The organism is Parcubacteria group bacterium (genome assembly GCA_041659505.1).
Taxonomy (GTDB): Bacteria; Patescibacteriota; Minisyncoccia; order Moranbacterales; family UBA2206; genus UBA9630.
Genome location: JBAZYF010000001.1, coordinates 190,972 through 217,212, shown reverse-complemented (window position 1 = coordinate 217,212; position 26,241 = coordinate 190,972). Strand labels below are relative to the sequence as shown.

The window sequence follows — 26,241 nt, the reverse complement described above, 5'->3', positions numbered from 1 at the left end:
TCTCCTCGCAAAAAGCGTGCTTTGTTGTCGCTTGTTTTAATTGTCCTCATAATTTTACCCATCTATTTTTTCTTCTCCGGCCGAAACACCGAAGCCTCCTGGTGGAACGACACCTGGGGCTACAGAAAAAAAATCACCATCAACAAATCTCAGGTGGCGGGCGAACTGCAAAACTTTCCTGTCCTCGTTTCCATCACCGACACCAACCTCATCACCGGCGCACAAACCGACGGCGATGATTTGGTGTTCACGGATTCCACCGGCAAAAAACTGTCGCACGAAATTGAATCTTATACTTCCGGCACGGGCGCTCTGGTTGCTTGGGTAAAATTGCCAAATTTAACCAAAGCCAAAGACACGGAAATTTATCTTTATTACGGCAATGCTACGGCGACGAGCCAGCAAGACAAAACAAATGTGTGGGATGGAAATTTCAAGATGGTGCAACATATGAATCAGGATCCTTCGGGCACTGCTCCGCAGATGACTGATTCGACGAGCAATGCTAATAATGGAACTTCGGGCGGAACAATGACGAGTGGGGATTTGGTTGACGCGAAAGTGGGGAAGGGGTTGGATTTTGATGGGACGGATGATTATGTTGATACGACTGTTGACTTGGATGATTATCCGATTACGGGTTGTGCCTGGATAAAGCCACAAACGGATGATAATTGGATGTCTCAATTTATTGGTGATGCTGATTTCGAGTTTAATATGGGTAATGATAGTGGGGCTTATTATTTAAGCATTTATAATAATCGAGGCGGTCTAAATAGTGCATTTGGCAGCATCATACTTGATCAGTGGCAATATGTTTGTGCGACAATAGACGTTGATAATATGGCAAAGTTATATATCAATGGCGGTCTTGTTGCGGGGCCGACTGATATTGATGATCCTTGGCACGCTGGCAACGGGTTTGTTATTGGAGCGAGGCAGGGTTATACAAGTCAATTTCCAGGAAATATTGAAGAAGTAAAAATTTCCAATTCCGTCCGCACCCCCGAATGGATCGCCACCGAATATGCCAATCAAAACAACCCTTCGGCGTTTTTGTCGGTCAGTGGAAAAGTGGAACAAAGTCCCGGCGGACCGGTTGGCTATTGGTCATTCGACGAAGGCCAAGGAACGACTGCCCACGATGAAAGTTCAAGCAGTAACGACGGCACCATCACCGGTGCAACGTGGAAGCCGGAGAGTGAGTGTGTGAGTGGGAAGTGTTTGGGATTTGATGGGACGAGTGATTATGTGGATATGGGTAATGCAACTGGCTTAAGTGGACTTTCTACCCTTACTATTGGAGCTTGGGTAAAAATAAATGCAACTCCTTCGCTAGGAAATATTTATGTAATTGCTGGCAAAGAGCAAGAATATAAAATAGACATAAATTCCGATGGAAATGTTTTATTTCTTTTAAAAACATCAGAGGGTGGCTGGACAGTTTATATAACTTCCGCTACTGCATTATCGGTAAATACTTGGTATCATATAATGGCGACTTACGATGGATCAATGTGCAAGATGTATATTAATGGAAAACAGGATGTTAATACCGGAAATCCTAGTGGTGCCATTATTTCTAATTCTAATAAGGTTGTTGTCGGCGCGGATGATCAGGGCGGATATTATGATTTCTTTTCCGGCTCCATTGACGAACCAAAAATCTACCCCTACGCCCGCACGCAAGCGCAGATTTTGCAGGATTATAATGCAGGCTTGGCAAGCCAAAGCGCCCCCCAAGGCGCGTCGGCTGCTTTCGGTTCAGAGTCAAGCAAATGGCTCACCGACGGCCTGGTCGGTTATTGGAAAATGGACGAGAGTCTTTGGAACGGCACGAGTGGGGAAGTGATTGATGCTAGCGGTAACAATAATAACGGAACATCTGCCGGAGGCGCCACAACCGCCGGGGGAAAGTTTGGGAATGGGGGGAGTTTTGATGGGGTGGATGATTATGTAATAAAAAATCCAATGAGCCCGGCGCTTTTCCCTAATATAACAATATCTACCTGGATAAAGCCGTCCGTAGCACCCAGCGGCGTTTCTAATAATAGAGCAGTGAATGTGGCTTCATCAGATGCGTGGGTAGGTATTACATCGTCCGGAGTAGTAGTATCAAATATTTATGATGGTTCAAATCATAATCTGAATTCAATTACATCGGGTAACATTGTAGGAAAATGGACCCATGTAGTTTTAGTGTCAGATTCTACTAGTCAGAAACTTTATATTAATGGGCAGTATGATAATAGTAATAGTGTTGGAGCGCTGAATTGGGAGGGCGACTCACGATTTCAAATAGGTGGAATAAGTGATAATGCGCCATATGATTTCAATGGCCAAATCGACGAAACCCGCATCTACAACCGCGCGCTTTCGCCTGATGAAATTAAAAAACTCTACGAGTGGGCACCCGGTCCGGTCTTGCACCTCAAGATGGATGAAAAAGTTCAAGGCGACGCAAAAACCCTCGCCGATGATTCCACCTATGGCAACAACGGCACCACCCACTACGGCGCTAACACCACCGGAATGGATTGCACCACGCCGGGGAAGTTTGGCTCATCCTGTAACTTTGATGGGGTGGATGATTATGTTTCTGTTCCCAACCCAGTGGCGATGATTGATTTGTCACAAAAAACTTTTTCCGCTAGTGCCTGGGTAAAGAATAGCACCGATTACGTTCCTTTTTTAACCAAAGGAGCTTCGAATAATGTTTCGTGGTACCTTACAGCAGATGAAGCAGGCCGTATTCAATTCGGGATTAACCGTGATACGGATTTAAGGATCGTAACTAACTCGGTAATTCCTGGAGATGGAAAATCTCATTTTGTGGCGGTGTCTTTTTTAGGAGGAGATGATGTTTCGGGTGTATCGATTTATCTTGATGGCACAAAAGTGACTGGTTATCAATCCCAACAAAATGGTGTCGGTGCATATGTTTCCGATAGTGGCCAAGAATTAAGAATTGGACGGGATGATTGGGGTGGTTATTGCGGTGGCCAAATCGATGACGTCCGCATCTACAACTACGCTCGCACGCAACAGCAGATTTTGGAGGATATGCTTGGCACGCCGGAGCCAGCAGGCGGAGGAGGCAATGGTCAGCCAATCGCCCATTACAATTTCAACGAAGGCTACGGCTCAGTGGCGCATAATTTTGGTTATGGCGGAGCAGTATTAAATGCCAACCTAATCGCTGGAGGCGGCGCTAATAATAGCGTAGCTTTAATGTGGGAGAAAAATGGAAAAAATGGCAAAGCCGTGGAGTTTGATGGGGATGATGATTATGCGGAAGTGCCGGACAATGCTCTTTTAGATTTTGGCGCCAATGATTTTTCGGTCTCTTTTTGGGTTAATAAAAAATCAGCTTGTTCTAATTGGAATAATGTTTGGGGAGTTAATAAATGGGATACCGGATCTTCACCGGGAAATAATGAATGGGTAATAAATCTTTGTTCAGACGGGGAGACTGATAAATTTTTTTTCGCAATTGAAAGTGGATCAACAAGCTATACAGTTGTCGATCCAGACACTCATTCTCTAAATAATTGGTATCATGTGGTTGGCTTACGGGAAGGCACAAATCTGAAACTATATGTAGATGGGAAAAACAAAAAAACGACTAGCATTGGGACAGTGAGTGTGAATAATGCTGGAAGAAGCTTGCGCATAGCCAATAGTAATGCAAATTCATATTATACTAACGCGCTTTTCGACGACGTCAAAATCTACCCCTACGCTCTCACCGAAGACGAAATTAAAACTGACTACAACTCCGGTGCTTCGGCGCAGTGGGGTTCGGCGGGGACAGTTGCAACGACTGGCTCACCGACCAATTCAACTTCTGGCGTCTATTGCGTGCCGGGTTCGACTGAGCCTTGTGCGGCACCGGTGGGGGAATGGCTGATGGATAAAAAAGTGGCGGGCGATGCCCAAACGATCTATGACACCTCCGGCAACGGAAACAACGGCACCACCAACGACGGCGCCAACAACACCGGAATGGATTGCACCGTCCCAGGAAAAGTCGGTAGCGCTTGTTCGTTTGATGGGGTGGATGATGCTACAGACACAGGAAATTTCAGCATAGGCAGTTCTAGTTTTACAGTCAGCGGTTGGATTAAAGCGGCAATAAGGTCACAAAATAACTATTTTATCAATCAACAATCAGGCAGTGGCCAACGATGGTATCTGGCGACGAATCATGATGACGGTCGCTTGATATTTTATTCCGATGTCACCGGCTGGGTTTTGGGAAATAATACAATTCCTAATAATCAGTGGACACATTTTTCGATAGTGGAGACTCCGAGTAGTACGAAATTTTATTTGAACGGATTATTAGATAAAGGAGATGGAGCCGGTGGTTGCAATGCATCGCTAAACAATTTACCCATACAAATTGGCCACAACACTAATTCTGGTTCATTTTTAAACGGTTCTATTGACCAAGTCCGCATCTACAACTACGCCCGCACACCGGCGCAAATCGCTTGGGAATATAATCAAGGCAAACCGATTGCCGAATGGAAATTTGACGAATGCCAAGGTGGAACCGTGCACGATAATTCCGGCAACGGCAACAACGGCACAATCAACCTTGGCGCCTCCGGTCAAACAACGACCGGCACCTGCAGTGCCAACGCCAACACGCCATGGTATAATGGAAGAACCGGAAAATACGCCGCAAGTTTGAATTTTGATGGGGGGGATGATTATGCAGATATTGGCGATGTTTCGTTATTAGATGGAGCAACCTCATTGACGATTTCTTTTTGGTATTTTTTGAGCTCGGGAGCAACATTAGCAATAACGCCCCTGGAAAAGTGGGAGACAAATCCTAGTTATATAATCACATCCTTTACGGGAAACCATCCGTATGTTGCAGTTCGACAAACAAGCAGTGCGGTTGCCTCTTATTACTGGGTTACGGATTATACATGGGAAAAGGAGAAATGGGTTCATTTTACTTGGACATGGAAAGCTGGCAGTCCAACTATAAATCATGTTTACATTGACGGTGTCGATAAGGCACTAACAAGTGAATTAGACATGGGGCCTTCTTCTGTCGGAAATTCTCCTGATCATTTAAAATTTGGTAATGCAATGAACGGCCAAATCGACGACATCAAAATTTTCAACTACGCCCTCACCGCCGAACAAGTGAAGCAATTGTATAATAATTCCAGCGCGCTCAATTTCCAGTAGTCTGAAACAATGATTTTTCGGACGCGGTTGACATTATAAATTGCATAGTATATAATGCAATTATATAATAAATTACATAATATATTATGGACTTAAAAAATATAATTTTAGAGCAAAACAGCCATTGGCGAACACAAGCGGAAGCGGGCTATGTTTTTCGAGCGGCCACGGAAAAAGTCAGACTGAAGAGCGATTTTATTGAAGTGATTGCCGGTGTGAGAAGAAGTGGGAAGTCGGTAATTTTTAATTTATTGATCAGTGAGCTGGTGGCTAAGTGCAAAACTCATCCCGAAGAAATCCTGCTGGTTAATTTTGATAACCCGGTCTTTTTATCTTTCTATAAAAAAGCGGAAAAATTAGACGAAATAATCGAAATAGCTGAAACGCTAACCGGCAAAAAAATCAAGTATCTGTTTCTGGACGAAGTGCAAAATATCCAGTTTTGGGAAAAATGGGTTAAGGCGAAATATGACGCGCGGGTTTTCCAAAAAATTTTCATTACCGGTTCTAACGCGAATTTGCTTGCCGGAAAATATATTTCGCGCCTGTCCGGACGTTACTTTGCCCAAACAGTCTTTCCTTTTTCCTACAAGGAATTTTTGACGGCGAAAAAACAAGAATTCTTTTCCTCCTATGCCAAAAACTTCGCATTCAAAAATAAGCTGGCTAATTTGTTTGAGCAATATTTGCGTCAAGGAGGTTTTCCGGTAGCGGTCATGACAGGTGATGCCGCAGTCCTCGAGGCCTACTATCAAACGATAATCCTAAAAGACGTCATTGATAATAATGAAATCAGGGATTCATACAATCTCAAGCAAGCCGCCTATTTTTTAATCAGCAACACCGCTCGCCTTTTTAGCTACAACAGTTTGGCTAAGATGCTTCATATCCATGAGCATACCGCCAAAGAATATGTGGAACTTTTGAAAGAGGCCCATTTGTTTTATGACTTGAAAAAGTTTGATTATTCCCTGCACAAGCAAAATGCCAACCGGCGCAAGATCTATTGCGTTGATAGCGGACTGGTCGGCAAGATCGGTTTTGCTTTTTCAGAAAATAGCGGATGCTATTTGGAAAACCTGGTTTTTTTGGAACTCCTGCGAAGCGGACAAGAAATTTTCTATTACAGCGAAAAGCATGAATGTGATTTTGTGGTGAAAGACGGCTTGAAGATAAAAAAAGCCTACCAAGTGTGTTATAATCTAAATGAAAAGAATCACCAACGAGAAATTGATGGTCTTCTTGAAGCGCTGGAGAAATTCAAATTGAAAACCGGAACAATCATCACGATGGATCAGGAAGAGGAAATCAAAATCAAGGGCAAAAAAATTCGAATTATTCCGGCCTGGCGGTGGATTTTGGAAACCGTCTGAGCCCGATTATTCGGATTCTGTAGAGACGCCCCGTTGGGGCGTCTAGGAAAAGAACCACGTCGACGTACAAACCAATAATAACAACAACAAAACGCAGAAAAATTAACATCAAGATGAGGTGAAAATATTAACCCAAGACGAGATGAAAAATAATGTCCAAGACGAGGTGAAAATATTAACCTAAGACGAGGCAGTGCCTCGTCTCTACAGGGAAACAAAAAATTCAAAAATGCCAACCCTAAAACAAAAATTCCAACGCACAATGCTAACCATCCTCCGTGGCCTGTTTAAATTTGCCAGATTTTTGAAAAAACTAAGGTCGGACCTTAGGCACCCAAAAGGTCCGACCTTAACTTCCGGTTCTCCGAAGCCACCCGGTGGCGCAAGCTTGCGCCACTGGGTGGCTTACAGGCAAGTAGCCCTTGCCATTCTTCTCGTCCTCATAATTTTACCCATCTATTTTTTCTTCTCAGGAAGAAACACCCAAGCCTCCTGGTGGAACGACACTTGGGGATTTCGCAAAAAAATCACCATCAATAAATCCCAAGTGGCAGGGGAGTTGCAAAACTTTCCGGTGCTAGTTTCCATCACGGACACCAATCTCATCACCGGTGCTCAAACAGACGGCGATGATTTGGTATTCACCGATTCCACCGGAAAAAAACTCTCGCACGAAATCGAATCCTACACCTCCGGCACTGGCGCCCTCATTGCTTGGGTAAAATTACCCAATCTCACTCAAGCCAAAGATACGGAAATTTATCTTTACTATGGCAATGCTACCGCCACTAGCCAACAAGACAAAATGAATGTGTGGGATGGAAACTACAAAATGGTCCAACATATGAACCAGGATCCTTCGGGCACGGCTCCGCAAATGCTGGACTCCACCGCTAACGCGAACAATGGAACAAGTAATGGCACAATGACGAGTGGGGATTCGGTTGACGCGAAAGTGGGGAAAGGGTTGGATTTTGATGGGGGGGATGATTATGTGGATACAGCTGTTGACTTGGATGATTATCCGATAACGGGTTGCGCTTGGATAAAGCCACAAGCGGATGATAGTTGGATGTCTCAATTTATTGGTGATGCTGATTTCGAGTTTAATATGGGTAATGATGGTGGGGTTTATTATTTAAACATTTATAATAATCGAGGCGTTCTAAATAGTGCAAATGGCAGTATCATACTTGACCAGTGGCAATATGTTTGTGCGACAATAGACGTTGATAATATGGCAAAGTTATATATCAATGGCAATCTTGTTGCGGGACCGACTGATATTGATGATCCTTGGCACATTGGTAACGGGTTTGTTATTGGAGCGAGGCAGGGTTATACAAGTCAATTTCCAGGAAGCATTGAAGAAGTTAAAATTTCCAACACTGTCCGCAACCCCGAATGGATCGCCACGGAATATGCTAATCAGAATAATCCATTGGCGTTTTTGACTGTTTCGGGAAAGCAGGAAACTAGCCCCGGCGGACCGGTCGGCTATTGGTCATTCGACGAAGGCCAAGGCACAACGGCGCACGACGAAACATCAAACAAAAACAACGGCACCATCACCGGTGCGACGTGGAAGCCGGAGAGTGAGTGTGTGAGTGGAGGGTGTCTATATTTCAACGGAACCAGCGCTTATGCGACAATTCCAGATAGTAATTCACTGGATTCACCCAATGGCTATACTGTCAGTCATTGGATCAAATTGACAGCGGATAATGCGAATTTTAAGACTGTTGTAAATAAAGGATTGGATACTTTCAATTATTATACCACTCTGGATGAAACAGAGCAGCCAGTAATAACCGGAGACTATTTAGTCGGTGGGACACTGGAAATTAATAAGTGGTACTATATGTCTGCAACATACGATGCGACGACTGGTTATCAGAAGCTTTATATTAATGGCAAGTTTGATTCTCAATATAATGGATCATATGGCGGGGGTATAAATGTTGTCAATGATCAGCAGGTCATCATCGGAGCCTATTATTCAAGTGGCTCTTACCACGAATTTTTTCCCGGCTATATCGATGAAGTTAAAATCTACCCCTACGCCCGCACGCAAGCGCAGATTTTGCAGGATTATAATGCAGGCTTGGCAAGCCAAAGCGCCCCCCAAGGCGCGTCGGCTGCTTTCGGTTCAGAGTCAACAAAATGGCTGACCGACGGCCTGGTCGGCTATTGGAAAATGGACGAAGCGAGTTGGAACGGCACGAGCGGAGAAGTGAAAGATGCCAGTGGCAACAATAATAACGGAACATCCGCCGGAGGCGTCACGACCGCCGGAGGAAAATTTGGGAATGGGGGGAGTTTTGATGGGGTGGATGATTATGTGCAAGCACCATATATTAATACTTTTGATACGGGCGATTTTTCAATTGAATCATGGATTAAAATAGATACTCTTGATAGATATCAATGGTTTTTTGACATAGGCGATGCAAATGGCACTGATAGGCGCGTTTCATTAGGGATTAGAGGTAATAGTAATAATCTAACCTTTGGTTTTTATGGTGATGATTTTGATAATGTTAAGTTAATGGAAGCAGATACTTGGTATCATATTGTTGCCACATTTAAACGTAATACGAAATTGCAAGAAGTTTTTGTTAATGGCGTGAGTCAGGGTACAAGAATTTCAACAGGTGTTCCAGATATAAATACTGGAGCTGATTCGGGAAACGGCGCTCAAATTGGCCAAATGACTACTTATTTTTTTGATGGCCAAATCGACGAAACCCGCATCTACAACCGCGCGCTTTCGCCCGCTGAAATTAAAAAACTCTACCAGTGGGCACCCGGCCCGGTAGCCTATTGGAAATTTGATGAAAAAACCGGTCAGAATTTCTATAATTCCGAGCAACCGACTGGAGAAGGAGTTTTGGGTACGACCAGTTCCGCCGAAGCCGAGGACCCGGTTTGGACAACGGGAAAATATGGCAGTGCACTAGTTTTCGACAGTAGCGTTCCCGATGAAGCGAATTTTCCTGATTCCGGCACTAACAGCCCCTATGATTTCCAATTGGGCAAAACGATTACAATTTCCCTTTGGGTCAATCCCGAAGCATATGCCGGTGAGAGCAATCTTATTTTCAAAGGAGCCACATTGAATGAAAACTATGGCTTTGCGCTAATTGGAGCTTATCCGACTCTTTATTATCGTCGAGTGGATAATTCTGATTGGTCGTCGTGGCAGGTAGCTAGTGCTGGTGTGCCATTGAATGAGTGGTCGTATCTCACCCTCGAATATACTTTCGGGCAAGGCAGTTCCATCAAGGCTTTTTTGAATGGAAACCCGGTAAGTGGAAGCTGGGTTAGCGGTACGGGCAATGAAGCGCCAATTGCTAATGATAATGCCGGTTTTGTTTTTGGCACCTCAAGTTGGGATGAAGCGCTCAAAGGAAAAATGGATGATGTGAGAATCTACAACTACGCCCGCACCCAACAGCAGATTTTAGAGGATATGCTTGGCACGCCGGAGCCAGCAGGCGGAGGTGGCAATGGCCAACCAATTGTAAATTATGATTTCAACGAAGGCTACGGCTCTGTGGCGCATAATTCCGGGCTGGGTTGTAGAGACGCATCGCAATGCGTCTCTACGAATGCAAATCTGGGCGTCGGCTCATCCGCGCCGACTTGGACTAATGACGGCAAAAATGGCAAGGCTTTGAGTTTTGATGGGGTGAATGATTATGTCAGCGTGCCGGATAGTACAGCCCTACGTCCGGCTGCACTTACACTTTCTACTTGGATAAAACAAAATGGGGGGGGTGGAACGATGATAAATAAGGCCTACGGCACTACTTCAGGAAAGAGTTATTCTTTCTCCACTACGTGTCTATATGCAGGAGGAACGCATTTTGAAATACAAACAAACAACGGTTATCCCTATTGGGAAACGCCATGCGGCACACTCCCATATCCAGATAATAATTGGCACCATCTGGTGGTGACATTTTCTCCAGTGCGGGGAGATGCTTCAGATTCAAAAACATATATTGATGGTAAGGAAATCGCAACAATTTATTCGGCAAATGGTTATGGGGCAGGAGGTTCATTACAATATTCATCGGATGATTTAAATATTGGCAGAAATAACTCATATGATCCTCCGATAAATTATTTCGGTGGACAGCTTGACGACGTCAAAATCTACCCCTACGCTCTCACCGAAGACGAAATTAAAACCGATTACAACTCCGGTGCTTCGGCGCAGTGGGGTTCGGCGGGCACGGCCGCTTCGACTGGCGCGCCGACCAATTCCGCCGGAGGAGAATATTGCGTGCCGGGCGACACAACCGCTTGCGCCGCGCCGGTGGGGGAATGGAAGATGGAAGAAAAAGTCAAAGGCGATGCAAAAACGATTTATGACACATCAGGCAACGGCAACAACGGCACAACACATTACGGCGCCAATACAACCGGAATGGATTGTAGTGTACCGGGAAAAGCGGGGACAGCGTGTAGCTTTGATGGGGTGGACGATTATGCGGATCTGGGAAATGATCCATCAATCCAGCTGACCCACACTGGAACAGTTTCGGCTTGGGTTAAATTTACTACTAGTACAGTAAATTGGCCAGCAATAGTCGGAAATGCTAACTGGGATACTGACAGAAATGGATATATGTTATTTGCCAATGGTGATAATCCCGGTGATTTTGCTTTGCAATTACATGATTCAAGTAGCTATATATATATTGTGAGCGATAAAAATGGCTACAATGATAATTCGTGGCACTACGTTGCTGGAACATTTGATGGCAGTTATCTTAGAATTTATGTTGATGGCATATCCGCGGCCACTCCGGTCGCCCAAACCCTAGATGTCGTTTCGGGTGTTTATAATCTTACGGTTGGAAAAGATCCAGCGACTAGCGCAGATTATTGGACCGGCCAAATCGACCAAGTCCGCATCTACAACTACGCCCGCACTCCGGCGCAAATTGCTTGGGAATATAACCAAGGGCAACCGGTGGCGCAGTGGAATTTTGATGAATGCCAAGGCGCGACGGTGCATGATGAAAGTTTGAATCGTAATGACGGGACGATCAATCTGGGCGCCTCTGGTCAAACAACCGCCGGCACTTGCAGTGCCAACGCCGACACCCCCTGGTACAACGGACGAACCGGAAAATACGGCGCCAGTTTGAATTTTGATGGGGTGGGGGATTATGTGAATGCGGGATCGCCAGTAGCATTGGATAATATGGCAACATTTTCAGCTTGCGCCTGGATTTATCCGACTAAAACTGATGCCTTGATTGTTGCAAAACATGGCCTCTCTTATTTTGGGTGGGATTTGTATATCTGGAATACTAATCACTTAGGCATGTCAATTGCAAATACGACGAGTGACTATATTGCTTTAAGGGAAACGCCAGATAATTTAATAGTCTTTAATAGCTGGCAGTATGTTTGTGGTGTCTATTCCGGCGGGATAGGCGCTAATAGTGTTCATTTATTTATAAACGGAGAAGAGATAGTAGCTGCATATACTAACAGGGGAAGCGGCACCAGGATTGATGATTCGTCAGGCGATGTTTTTATGGGTGATAATACATATTCTAGTTATCCGTTTGGAGGAAAAATCGACGAAGTCAAAATCTTCAACTACGCCCTCACCGCCGAGCAAGTGAAACAATTGTATAATAATTCTAGCGCGCTCAACTTCCAGTAGTCCGAAACTATGATTTTTCTGATTAAATGATTGGCATGATTCCTGTAGAGACGAGGCATTGCCTCGTCTAGACCTGAAAACAGCAACGCGCAAAACAACAACATTCAGGGGAAAATAGATTAAATTGACATCTCAATCTATTCGTAATACAATACGAATAAACAGTGGTTAATTCGTAATAGAATCGTATGTTTGAAAAATTTATCGTTGAGCAAAATAGGCATTGGGCGGGCACAGCGCTGGAGGTTGGCTTTCCGCGGGCAATTCTCGTGGAACTTGTCAAATATCTCAATATCAGGCAAATTGTGGCTTTGGTGGGCGTCCGAAGAAGCGGGAAATCAACCGTTGCCAGGCAATTGATCGAATTTTTGATACAAGAAAAAAAGGTCAAACCAAAAAATATCTTGCTACTTAATTTGGAATCGCCCTTGCTTAATCGCTTCAAGAATGATCCGGGAAATCTTGCGAAAATTTTCGAGGAATATTTGGCGCTGGTCGAACCAAAGGGCAAAGTGTTTGTTTTTCTGGATGAAGTTCAGTTTTTTTCCGATTGGCAAGTTTTTGTCAAAAGTCTCTATGAGAAAGGCGGGGTAAAATTTTTTATTACCGGATCAAATTCTCGGCTGCTTTCGGCAGAGATGGCTACACTACTTTCCGGCCGATCGATTGCCAAAAAGATCTACCCGTTTAATTTGGCGGAAATAGCGGACGCCAGAAAAATTGAAGTGCGTAGCGCGGTGGAGCAGATAAGAAACGAAGGAAAATTAAAAAAAGTTTTCGGAGAATACTTGAAAGTTGGCGGTTTTCCGGAAATAGTCCTGGAAAAGAAGAAGGAAATCAGGCAAGAAATTCTAATCAATTATTACAAAAACATTCTCTATCAAGATATTGTTCCGCGCTTTGAAGTGAAAAAAACTCGGGAAATCGAAAATCTTTTGCTCTACCTTTTTTCCAACATCGGCCAAAAGTACAGCTATAACGCACTAGCGGATTTTTTGCAGATGAATGATAAGACCGTCAAGGAATATATCGGATTTTTTGAAAAATCTTTTCTCTTGTTCGAACTGTCTAACTATCAATACTCGCTTAAAAAGCAGGAAAATTATCCCAAAAAAGCCTATGCGATCGACAATAGCTTTATCAGTGCAGTCTCATTTTCGTTTAGTGAAAATTTTGGCCGTTTTTTGGAAAACACAGTTTTTTTGGGCCTTTTAGAAGCGGGAAAAGAAATCTATTACCATTTTGAAAAACATGAATGTGATTTTGTCGTCAGAGAAGGACGAAAAATAACAGAAGCGATTCAGGTGACGAAGGTGTTGGATAATAATAACGAAAAAAGGGAATTGGCGGGACTCTTGGAAGCGATGGAAAAGTTTAAGCTTAAAAATGGACTGATTATCACCGAGAATCAGGAAGAGAAGCGAGAGATAAAAGGCAAAAAAATCAAAATAGTTCCGGTTTGGAAATGGCTTTTAGATTTAAAATAATTTTAGCGCGCTCAATTAACAGCAAAAAAAGCAAACTCAAACCGCCCGAATTACCACGCCCAATTTTTATTTGAAAACCTGTTTTTTAAGGATTTTTTGTTTTGTAAAATAGTGAAAATTACGGTATAATATATGCATATTCTAATACGTTATATTCTAATTGTAGAGACGTGGCATTGCCACGTCTAGAACTAACAACGTCAATGCGCAAACCAACAACAGCAAAACGCAGAAAAATTTAACCCAAGACGAGGTGAAAAATAATGCCCAAGACGAGGCAGTGCCTCGTCTCTACGGGGGAATAATAAAATTTGAAAATGCCAACCCTCAAACAAAAATTCCAACGCCTAATGCTCCACCTCATCCGTGGCCTGTTTAAATTCGCCAAATTTTTGAAAAGAATTTTTCAATCCAAAAAAGCCAAAACCCTCGCCCTGGCCATTTTATTAGTGATAATAATTTTACCAATTTACTTCTGGCTTTCTGGCAGAAGCACCGAAGCTTCCTGGTGGGATGAAAAATGGGCCTTTCGCAAATCAATCCAACTGACCAACAGCGGAGCAGTGCAAACGAATGTCTATGTCGCGCTCACCGTGGACACTTCCGACACGACTAAATTCCAAGCCGATTGCGGAGATTTGCGTTTCACCAAGAATGACGGCAAGGTTATGCCCTATCTGATTGTTTCCGGTTGCGGAACGGCCAATACTTCGGTCTATGTCAGCTTTGAAACTTTCCCGGCAGGTGAGCAAGCCATTTGGGAATATTATGGCAACCCCGGTGCGGAAAATGGTTTTACTCAGACGCAGACGGGAGCAGTGACGCAAGCGAATATGAAACTATCCATTGTTAACGGCACCGCTTTTGTCGATTTTTCTGCTGCCAACGTTCTCACTAATAATTTGAATAGCAAACTGTTTATTGCCGATAATGCAGGATTAGAATTGATTGGCTATATCAAGGCGGCGGGGTCAGGGGAGTCGCTGGGAAGCGAATTAGTATTAAATCCCGGATTTGAAACTGGCGATCCGCCTTCCGATTGGCATGCCTGGTACGCGACACTCAGTCGAGTGACTGATCCGAGGCCGGGGAGCTCAGGAGCGTATTCGTTGAATGTTTTGGCAACTGGCAATACGGCAGGGGCCTCATCGGATATCATATTTACGTCCGGTGCACTTTACTATATGAGTATCTGGCTGCGCAATGTTGATCAAACAGATGGTGCTTGTCTTTTCCAAACTTTTGATTATTATAACTTATGTTCTATTGACAGTGGCGATACAGCCTGGACTAGTTGTGGTGGGTACAGGACAAAAGCAGATATAGCTCAAGGCATTGATCCAAACTGGTGGAGCCCCATCTCACCAGTCGGCAAGAGTTTTAGAGTGGATGATGCCTCTGCTAGGCAGATTATTTCTCCCTCTGTTACCGGCACCACCATCACTTCGACCCAAAATGGCTCGACATTCAATTGGACGAGTGAGGAAAGTGGTTTCAATCGCAATGATACTTCTAACTATACCTACACAATTTTCCCCACCAATTTCTCCACCGAAGCGTCAACCTATTCTGTTGGCGCGCTGGGAACCGAAGAAATATCGCCAGCCCCGGTCGCCTATTGGTCATTCGATGAAGGTCAAGGCGCGGTCGCGCACGATGAAAGTGCCAACAAAAATGACGGCAGCATCACCGGGGCGACGTGGAAGCCGGAGAGTGATTGTGTGAGTGGGAAGTGTCTTTCGTTTAATGGGACGAGTGATTATGTGGATATGGGCAACGATAGCAGTCTTGATATGACAGGAGATTTTACTCTTTCTCTTTGGTTTAATTCTAAAACATGGACAACGGGATCCGCATATAAAACATTGATGAGCAAGCGGGATGAATATGGTAGTATGGACTGGGAATGGTTTTATAATAGCGGAGATTCGGCCATGGAGTTTTGGTTTGGAACCAGCGGAATAGGCCAGTTGTATTTTTCTCTCGGAGTTGACCCATCCACTAATCAATGGCATCACATCATTTTAACCCGGAGTGGCAACGACTTTGAAATGTATTTAGACGGTGTGAGTAAAGGGACAGATTCCAGTTCTGCTTCAATTCCTACAGGTGATAAATTGCGGATAGGCGCTTGGTTTGGTGGTGGAGCAGTTAATACAGATTCATTGTTTCAAGGCTCCATCGACGAACCAAAAATCTACCCCTACGCCCGCACGCAAGCGCAGATTTTGCAGGATTATAACGCCGGCTTGGCAAGCCAAAGCGCCCCCCAAGGCGCGTCGGCTGCCTTTGGCTCCGAATCAACAAAATGGCTCACCGACGGCCTGGTCGGTTATTGGAAAATGGACGAAGCGAGTTGGAGCGGCACGAGCGGGGAAGTGAAAGACGCTAGTGACAACAATAATAACGGAACATCCGCCGGAGGCGTTACGACTGCGGGAGGAAAATTTGGCAATGGGGGGAGTTTTGATGGGGGGGATGATTATGTAAATGTAGGTGCTTTAAATGATGCAACAGCATTCGACAATAGTTTTTCGATTTCTGGCTGGTTCTATCGAAATGTTAATGATACTTCCGAAGATCATATTATTGATTTAGATTTTCAAAAACAAATTCATATTACTTCAAATCAGTTAAACTTTCAAGACCCCGCTGATGGATTATATCTTTCAAGCACCGGAACAATTACCCAGAATACTTGGTATCATTTTTCAATAGTGTATGATTTTTCGGGAAAGAATCTGATTATGTACCTAAACGGCGAAAAAAATAATCAAACTTCGGCTACGTTATCTTTACTCACCCCAAATGTTAGAATGGGGGAATATATTGGTGGAGGTAATTATTATTTTCCGGGAAAAATCGACGAAACCCGTATCTACAACCGCGCGCTTTCTCCTTCTGAAATTAAAAAACTCTACGAATGGGCACCCGGGCCGGTCTTGCATCTTAAGATGGATGAAAAAGTACAAGGGGACGCAAAAACGATTGCTGATGATTCGACTTATGGCAATAACGGCACCACCCACTACGGCGCCAACACCACTGGAATGGATTGCACTGTGCCGGGCAAGTTTGGTTCAGCTTGCAATTTTGATGGGGTGGATGATTGGATAAATTGTGGCAATGGTTCCAGCTTGCAAAGTTCCGGCACCGTGTCGGTCGGCATGTGGATTAATAGTTCTCACGCAGGTTGGAATTTATTTGCCAAAAAGCAACTCTATAACGACAATGGCTGGTGGTTTGGAACGGATACTCTGGGCAGGTTGTATTTGTATATTCTTTCCGGCGGAACGTTCAGAGCGCAAAATGCGCCAACTGTTGTGACGGATGGAAAATGGCATTTTGTTTCTGCCACCTATGATGGCTATAAGGTTGTCTATTATGTAGACGGTGTAAATACCTACACTTATGATTGGGGCAGTTATTTGGCGGTGGGTAATACTAGCTATGATCTTTATATCGCGAGTGGTCCTTCCGAGGATCCTTTTCTAGGATTAATCGACGACGTCCGTGTATATAACTACGCCCGCACCCAACAGCAGATTTTGGATGATATGCTTGGCACGCCGGAGCCAGCAGGCGGAGGAGGCAATAGTCAACCAATCGCCAATTACAATTTCAACGAAGGCTACGGCTCTGTAGCACATAATTCCGGTTATGGCGGTGCAAGTTTAGCTGGAAACTTAGGTGTCGGATCATCCGCGCCGACTTGGACTAATGACGGCAAAAACGGCAAGGCGCTTAGTTTTGATGGGACGAATGATTATGTCGATGCAGGAACATATGGCGCTCGTCCGGAATTTTCCGTTTCCTATTGGTGCAAGCCGACCGCAGGGGAATCATGTGAAATATCAAAATATTTTAATGGCGGTGATTGGGGTGGTGAGTGGGTCGTTGCTGTAGATCCTGATCATAAAGCTCATTTCAGTGATTGGATTGGTAGTTATCACGATACTACTGGGACAACAGTTATGCAAAGCGGACAATGGTATCATTTTGTATTTTCTTTTGACAGTAGTGATACTAAAAAAATATTTATTAATGGAAAATTGGAAGCGAGCCTTGCTCTTTCGGGAGACATTGAATCCCTAACAGCCCAAAAAATAATTATTGGTGGAAGATCGCTCGATAATTCACCAGCCTACGCTGGCGGGGTTTTTGATGATGTCAAATTATATAATTATGCCCTCACCGAAGACGAAGTCAAATCCGACTACAACTCCGGCTACTCAGCAGTGGTGGGGAGTTCCGGGACGACTTCGGCTGGCGCTCCTAGCAATTCCGACTCACGCCAGTATTGCGTGCCGGGCGACACTTCGACATGCTCAGCACCGGTGGGGGAATGGCTGATGGATGAAAAAGTATCTGGCGACGCTAAAAACCTCAACGACACTTCCGGCAACGGCAACAACGGCACAACCGTTGACGGCGCCAACAACACCGGGATGGATTGCACCCAACCGGGAAAAGTCGGCAAAGCCTGCACGTTTGATGGGGTGGATGATTATGCGGCTCTCGGAACTGATCTGATTTCCACCAACACCGTCACTGTTTGCGCCTGGATAAAACCACAGGGCAAGAATGTTTTTGATGGGATAGTCAGCAACTCAAGATTTGTTTTCATGAGCTATAATCACGGAGCTAATTTGGCTTTAACTAGCGATGACGGATCTAGCGCTGTAATTTCGGATAAAACTTTAAATTTGAATACTTGGCAGTATGTTTGTGGAGTGCGCTTAAGCAATGGTACAGGAACCTTATATATAAACGGCGCCCAGTCAGGATCTTCAAACACCGGAACTCCAGTAACCGGCTATGGTCTCGCTATCGGCAATAGCCAGATCGGGGAGCATCCTTATGGCGGCCAGATCGACCAAGTCCGCATCTACAACTACGCCCGCACGCCGGCACAAATTGCTTGGGAATATAATCAAGGGCGGCCGATTGCCGAGTGGCGGATGAATGAGTGTCAGGGAACGGCGATTCATGATGACAGTGGCAATGGCAACACCGGCACATTAAATCTCGGCGCCTCCGGCCAAACCACCACCGGCACCTGTAGTGCCAATGCTAATACACCGTGGTATAATGGAAGAACCGGAAAATACGCCGCCAGTTTGAATTTTGATGGGGGGGATGATTGGGCATTGGTGAGCAATAGTTCAAGTTTGAACATAACAGGGAATAGTATGACAGTATCAATGTGGGCAAAAAGTAGTAGCCCAGGAAATTGGGAAGGGTTAGTGTGGAAAAGCGATGCTCCTTTGAGCTATGGGTACTTATTGTACACCGGAAGTGCGGGAAATTTACAGTTCGGAGTCCATACTACGAATAGCGGAGGAGTTATTTCTGGTGATTCAGGAAATATTGTTTGGGACAATAGTTGGCATTTTATTACGGGAATTTATGATGGAGCGAATGTCTATATTTATGTTGATGGCATCGCAAGAAATCATGCCGCTGCTACTGGCAATATTGTATCCAGCGATTCAGTTCCTCTTTATTTAGGTAGTTCAAATAATGGCTATTTTTTCCCCGGCCAAATCGACGAAGTCAAAATTTTCAACTACGCCCTCACCGCCGAACAAGTCAAGCAACTGTATAATAATTCTAGCGCGTTGAATTTCCAGTAGTCTGAACCACTGATTATCACTGATTACGCTGATTTCACTGATTGGGGAAATCTTAAATTAAATCACGTGTAATCAGGAAAATCACGTGCTAATCATGTGGTTCAGACATATGCCAACAATAAATACTACAAATCCGACATAACCGGAAAGATTATCGGCTGTGCGCAAAAAGTTCATCAGTATCTAGGCAATGGATTTCAAGAGGTAATCTACCAACGCGCACTGGAAATAGAATTTAGCAAAGAAGATTTGAAATTTGAAAGAGAGAAAGAAATGGATATCTTTTACGAATCCGCGATGATTGGTAAAAGAAGAGTCGATTTCCTAGTTGATGGTGACATCATGGTAGAACTAAAAGCCATCACAAAACTGGAAGAAGTAAATGTTGCTCAGTTGATAAATTACATTGAAGCCTATAAAGTTAAAGTAGGACTATTGATTAATTTCGGAGCAAAAAGTTTGGAAGTTAGAAGATATATTAAGTAAGTTCCTCTTAATCACGTGTAATCAGGAAAATCACGTGCGAATCAGTGGTTCAGACATATGCCAAAGTTGAAACAAAAATTCCAACGCACACTGCTAACCATTCTCCGTGGCCTATTTAGATTTGCCAAATTTGGCAAAAGAATTTTCCGTTCCAAAAAAATCAAAACCCTCGCCCTGGCCATTCTGCTTGTCATCATAATTTTACCAATTTACTTCTGGTTCTCCGGCCGAAAAACCGAAGCTTCTTGGTGGGATGAAAAATGGGCTTTTCGTAAATCGATCCAACTGACCAACAGTGGTAGTGTGCAAACAAATGTCTATGTGGCTCTCACCGTGGACACTTCGGACACCACCAAATTCCAAGCCGATTGCGGAGATTTACGTTTCACCAAGAATGATGGCAAAATTATGCCCTATCTGATTGTTTCCGGCTGCGGAACAGCCAATACTTCCGTCTATGTCAGCTTTGACTCTTTCCCTGCTGGCCAGCAAGCCATTTGGCAGTATTATGGCAATACCAGCGCGGAAAATGGTTTTGCTCAGACGCAGACCGGGGCAGTGACACAAGCTAATATGAAACTGTCGATTGTCAACGGCACAGCTTTTGTCGATTTCTCCGCAGCGAATGTGCTCACTAATAATTTGAATAGCAAATTAATTATTGCTGATCATGCGGGATTAAAGTTGACCGGCTACGTTAAAGCGGCGGGAAGTGGGGAGACATATGGAAGTGATATATCGTCCAACAATACGGCGGCAAGCGATCAGCAGACAGAAGCCAATACTTATGGTTCTTGGTATGTGGATGCTGGGGGAGCTATTGGTATTGTCGGCGGAGGAGCTCAGCATGTTGGGAGTTATGCTATTTCTCTGGGTATTGATTATTTATATGCTTATTCAAGCGATGTTCCAGCAACAACTGGTGCTCTATATTCAGCGACATTTGATGCTAGAACAGCTAGTGGCGAAAATTGCTATTTTCAATTTATTGATTCTGACTGGGATTCAAGCGGATGGTATCAGTTTGCTGGTGGAGGTAATTGGACGACATATAACGCATATCTAACAAATACGGGCACTTATGTTAGAACGGCCAACGGGTGGATTTGTACAGGAACTGTTTATATAGATAATCTTTACATTCGGCAAGTCCTCACCCCCTCCACCACCGGCGCGACAATTACTTCAACCCAAAACGGATCGACTTTCAATTGGGTCAGTGAAGAAACTGGATTTAATCGCAATGACGAGTCTAATTATACCTACACAATCTTCCCCACCAATTTTTCCACTGAAGCGTCAACCTACTCCGTCGGCGCGCTAGGCACCGAAGAAATATCGCCAGCTCCGGTCGGCTATTGGTCATTTGACGAAGGCCAAGGCGCAACTGCGCACGACGAAACTTCAAACAGAAACGACGGCACCATCACCGGCGCAACCTGGAAGCCGGAGAGCGAGTGTGTGAGTGGGAAGTGTTTGGGGTTTGATGGGACAAGCAGTATTGTAACTACATCTTGGAATGCTCCGCTGTCGGGAGATTCTTATGTTTCGATGTCTGCATGGGTGAAACCGAATAATCCCGGCGAGTTTAAGCTGATTTTGGGTTCATATCTTGGTTCATCCACTGGAATGGGAATAGAAACATCTTACGCTGGTGAAGGTGGGGAAGATGATGTGTTATTATTCTCGGATGGAAATAACTATGGCTGGTCGGATTCAAATATCTTGGAAGACAACCAATGGATTTATTTGACGATGGTTTTTGATGGCACGCAATCAGGAAATTCTGGGCGCTTAAAATTGTATAAAAACGGAACTCAAGTCAGTATTAATTATACCGGAACAATTCCAGCTACACTGTATAATGATACTTATTTTACGGTTGGTGGTTATAGTGGCGGTGGCAATTATTTCACTGGTTCCATCGACGAACCAAAAATCTACCCCTACGCCCGCACGCAAGCGCAAATTTTAGCCGACTACAATGCTGGGCTCGCTGGTATGGGTCAAGCCAAAACCGGAGCGAGCGCTACTTTCGGGGGCAGTTCCGACAAGTGGATGACCGATGGTCTAGTTGGCTATTGGAAAATGGACGAAGCGAGTTGGAACGGCACGAGCGGAGAAGTGAAAGATGCTAGTGGCAACAACAATAACGGAACATCCGCTGGAGGAGCGACGACCGCCGGAGGAAAATTTGGTAATGGGGGAGTTTTCACTGGAACGAATGGTAAATATATAGATGCGGGCGACCCGGCCAATGGGAGTTTGGATCCGTCAAATATTACGATTTCCGCTTGGATAAAAAGAAATGGCAATAACCCCGGTTATGCTATGATAGTTAATAAAGGATATGGAAATAATGATGAAAGTAATTATTTTCTTGATCTTATAGACAATAATCTGGGATGTTTTTTAGGAAACTCTTCGCCCGCCTCAGATTCAAGTGATTTAAGTAGTGGCTATCTCGTTCCGGATGGAGTGTGGACTAATGTAGCTTTAACATATGATGGTGCTACTATCAAATTTTATGCCAATGGCTCGCCTGTTGGCACGCCAACGATATATGCTGGCGGAATCGGAGCCAATGATTATCCTCTTCGAATCGGAGCGCATAGTAGCAATGGTGCCTATCCATTTAATGGCTCGATCGACGAAACCCGCATCTACAACCGCGCCTTGTCCGCCGATGAGGTGGAGCGTCTCTATCAGTGGGCACCCGGCCCGGTCGGCCACTGGAAAATGGATGATCACAATGGAACAACCATAAGCGATTCGAGCGAAAATGGCAACGATGGAAATTATCAAGGCTCAGACGTCACATATTCTTACACGTCAGTTGCGACGGATGATTTCAATCGAGCCGGACCAACACTTGGTTCTAACTGGACTGAAGTCTATAACGGCGGCGCAGCGCAGATTATTTCCAGCACGACGGTTGGGCAGACTGCGACTAGTGACGCGAGTGTTTTTATTTGGAATGCTAATAGCTTAAATGCCGATCAATATTCCCAGATAAAACTAGATACAGTTAATGCCGACACGGAATATAGTCTCCTGAGTCGATCAGATGGGTCTACTCAAAATACTTACTACGCATTTGTTTTTTATGATGGAAGTTGGAGGATGATACTTGGTCGCTCACTTGGCGGTTCCAATTCGACACTTGCAAATGTGGTCATATCTGCGCCGGCCAATGGTGATATCTTTAAGTTCGCAGTCGTGGGGAATACACTCAAAGGCTATATCAACGGCGTGGAAAAAACTAGTTATGTCGACAGCAATTTGACCAGCGGTTCGTCAGGTTTTGTTTTACTGTACGGAACTAGCGGACGGATTGATGATTGGGAAGGCGGAAATGTTGAGAATGTAACAGCGCCATTTGTATCAGGGAAATACGGCACGGCGCTGAGCTTTAATGGGGTGGATGATGTTGTGGATATTCCGGCATTTTCCTTGGAACCTAATTTTTCAATTTCGTTCTGGACAAAAAGCAAAGATACAACAGTCAATTCGGTGCTATTTACTAGAGGCTGGTATTTCTATGCAGTTTTAAATTCTTCCATGGGCTATGGCAATAAAATTGCTTTTGCTATACCCGGTGGAAGTGATCTTGTCTCCAATGTGGCTGTGGGTGGTGGAAACTGGCATCACATAGAATTTCTGCATGCGGGTACTAACAACAGTCTTTATGTTGATGGAGTTTTTCAAAATAGCCAGGTGGCGGGGACGGTTGATGATGGTAGTAGTATGCAAATTGGTGCGCAATTTGGAAGTAGGTATTTTGATGGCGCTATTGATGATTTCCGCATCTACAACTATGCCCGCACGCAACAGCAGATTTTGGAGGACATGAACAATGGCGAACACAACCCAGTCGCTGTGTATGATTTCAACGAAGGCTACGGCTCTTTGGCGCATAATTCCGGTTTTGGCGGAACAAGTTTGGCCGGAAACCTAGGCGTCGGCTCATCCTCGCCAACTTGGACCAATGACGGCAAAAATGGCAAGGCGCTTAGTTTTGATGGGAATGATTATGTGAACGTGTCAGATAGCACAGCGCTTCGACCAAGTTCGCTGACAATTTCTACCTGGCTAAAAAGGGCTCCAAATGATTCGGGCATAATTGTAAACAAGCCGGTGGATACAAGCTCTAATAAAAGTTATTCACTGCTCGTGATGAATGATGGTCATGCGCGATTTGAAATTATGACAGGATCAGCCTATCCCTATTGGGACTTGCCGACTGGTTCAGTGACCGATAGCGTTTGGCACCATCTTGTCGTGACATTTTCTCCGACAAATGGAAATTCTTCAGATGCAAAAGCGTATCTGGATGGAAAAGAAACTTCAATGATATATACTGCCAATGGCTATGGCCCGGGGCAAGCGCTAAGTTATTCAGCGATGCCTTTGAGTATTGGAAGAGATAGCTCCGAAGCTGTTCCGATCTATTATTTTAACGGTGAACTCGACGATCTCAAAATCTACCCCTACGCTCTCACCGAAGACGAAATCAAAACCGACTACAACTCCGGAGTGTCGGCGCAGATGGGCGCTGGCGGATCGGTCTCGACGACCGGCGCGCCGACTAATGCCTCGAGCGGAAAATATTGTGTCCCGGGCGACACAACCGCTTGCGCCACGCCGGTGGGGGAATGGAAGATGGATGAAAAAGTGGCTGGCGACAATCAAACGATCTATGACACCAGCGGAAACGGCAACAACGGCACGACGCATTATGGGGCCAATGCCACCGGAATGAACTGCGCCGCCCAAGGCAAATACGGCTCAGCTTGCGCGTTTGATGGGGTGGATGATTATATTGAGTCTGCTAACAATTTTGCTTTTGTAAACGGTGCAACATATTCTTTCTGGCTTAAGGGATCGCCCGGCGCATACGGAGGAACTGTTAGTAAGCTTGGCGTATCTTGCATAGCTGGGTATAGCGGAAACACAATCACTTGTATTGCTGATGGGGATTCTTCTGGCAGTGCGACTTCCAGCATTGATGTGCTGGATAATAAATGGCACTATGTCGCTTTTACTAGCACGAGTAACGCGCAAAAAATCTATGTTGATGGAAAAAGTGCCGGCAGTGCGACGGAAACGCTTGATACTGGAGGTTATCCGGTGCGTTTTGGAAACTCTCTTGGCAGTTCTTATTATTTCCCTGGCCAAATCGACCAAGTCCGCATCTATGACTACGCCCGCACACCGGCGCAGATTGCTTGGGAATATAATCAAGGCAAACCGGTCGCGGCGTGGCGGTTTAATGAATGTCAGGGAAGCACAGTGCACGACGAATCCGGCAACGGCAACGATGGCACGATTAATCTTGGCGCTTCCGGCCAAACCACCGCCGGCACCTGCTCCGCCAACGCCAACACCCCCTGGTACAACGGCCGAACCGGAAAATACGGCGCCAGTTTGAATTTTGATGGGGGGGATGATTATGTGACAGCATCAGGAAGTAACTTGCCTATAGGTTTTGCTCCAAGAACTATGTCATTATGGTTTAATAGAACCGCTGACCAGAATTATACTGAAGCATTGGCTTGGTATGGGGAAACCGGGTATGCTGGTATATTTGGAATTGCCATTAATGATAATGATTATCTGGGAGTTATAAGCTATGGTGATGATTATTATCCCACATCTTTTGGCACTCAACCCTTGAACACTTGGACCCATGTTGTTGCTGTTTATGACGGCGTAGATGTTTATTTATATAAAAATGGAGCATTTATGGCGTCAGAAGATAAATACTGGAACCTTCACGCTGGTGATGTATCAGTAGGATCTATGAATCCGTCATATCCCTTCTCCGGCCAAATCGACGAAGTCAAAATTTTCAACTACGCCCTCACCGCCGAACAAGTGAAGCAATTGTATAATAATTCTAGTGCGTTGAATTTTCAGTAGTCTGAACTATGATTTTTCTGATTAAAGGATTGACATGATTTTATTGTAGAGACGTGGCACTGCCACGTCTAAGACTAAAAACGTTATGGCGCAATCCTATGGCGTCTAGACGAGGCACTGCCTCGTCTCTACGGGGTAATAAAAAACATAAAAATCAAACGCAATATTTATAGGTGTTTTCGGGGCAATGGTAACGCTCAAGCGCTTAACATCTAGATAGTTAGGCGTAAAATAGTAATCATAATCACTAAATTACGCCTATTATGTATAAAAGGCTTATCAAAGAGCAAATAAAGGACAAACTTTTTCAACTTATTTCGCCCGAAGATTTGGACGGTTTTGTGATTTAATCACGGCCAATAGCCCCGCAAGGGTTGAGTGTGGATTAGCTGTCCGAAACCATGATTTTCTGGATTGAATGATTGGCAAAATACATC

The 26,241-nt window shown here is 44.6% G+C and carries 7 protein-coding genes; all 7 read left to right on the top strand.

The genetic code is table 11. The annotated features are described in order from the left end of the window. Positions 1–21 precede the first annotated feature (21 nt). The 7 genes from WC848_00910 (at position 22) to WC848_00880 (ending at position 25,804) form a co-directional block, all read left to right on the top strand. A complete protein-coding gene (locus WC848_00910; protein MFA5961225.1) occupies positions 22–5,211 on the top strand; it encodes a DUF2341 domain-containing protein in 5,190 nt (1,729 codons plus the stop codon). 86 nt (positions 5,212–5,297) lie between these two features. Next, entirely contained in the window at positions 5,298–6,584 is a 1,287-nt protein-coding gene (locus WC848_00905; protein MFA5961224.1) for an ATP-binding protein, read from the top strand. Between the two features lie 229 nt (positions 6,585–6,813). Next, a complete protein-coding gene (locus tag WC848_00900) occupies positions 6,814–12,273 on the top strand; it encodes a DUF2341 domain-containing protein (GenBank protein ID MFA5961223.1) in 5,460 nt (1,819 codons plus the stop codon). A 188-nt stretch (positions 12,274–12,461) separates the two neighbouring features. Beyond that, on the top strand, positions 12,462–13,760 hold the full coding sequence (locus tag WC848_00895; protein MFA5961222.1) for an ATP-binding protein: 1,299 nt from the start codon (positions 12,462–12,464) through the stop codon (positions 13,758–13,760). A gap of 317 nt (positions 13,761–14,077) precedes the next feature. Further along, positions 14,078–19,396 carry a DUF2341 domain-containing protein gene (locus WC848_00890; GenBank protein ID MFA5961221.1) on the top strand — a complete coding sequence of 1,773 codons (5,319 nt, stop codon included), beginning with the start codon at positions 14,078–14,080 and terminating at the stop codon, positions 19,394–19,396. Between the two features lie 96 nt (positions 19,397–19,492). Continuing rightward, entirely contained in the window at positions 19,493–19,882 is a 390-nt protein-coding gene (locus WC848_00885) for a GxxExxY protein (GenBank protein ID MFA5961220.1), read from the top strand. Positions 19,883–19,939: 57 nt separating this feature from the next. Next, positions 19,940–25,804 carry a DUF2341 domain-containing protein gene (locus WC848_00880; GenBank protein ID MFA5961219.1) on the top strand — a complete coding sequence of 1,955 codons (5,865 nt, stop codon included), beginning with the start codon at positions 19,940–19,942 and terminating at the stop codon, positions 25,802–25,804. Positions 25,805–26,241 lie beyond the last annotated feature (437 nt).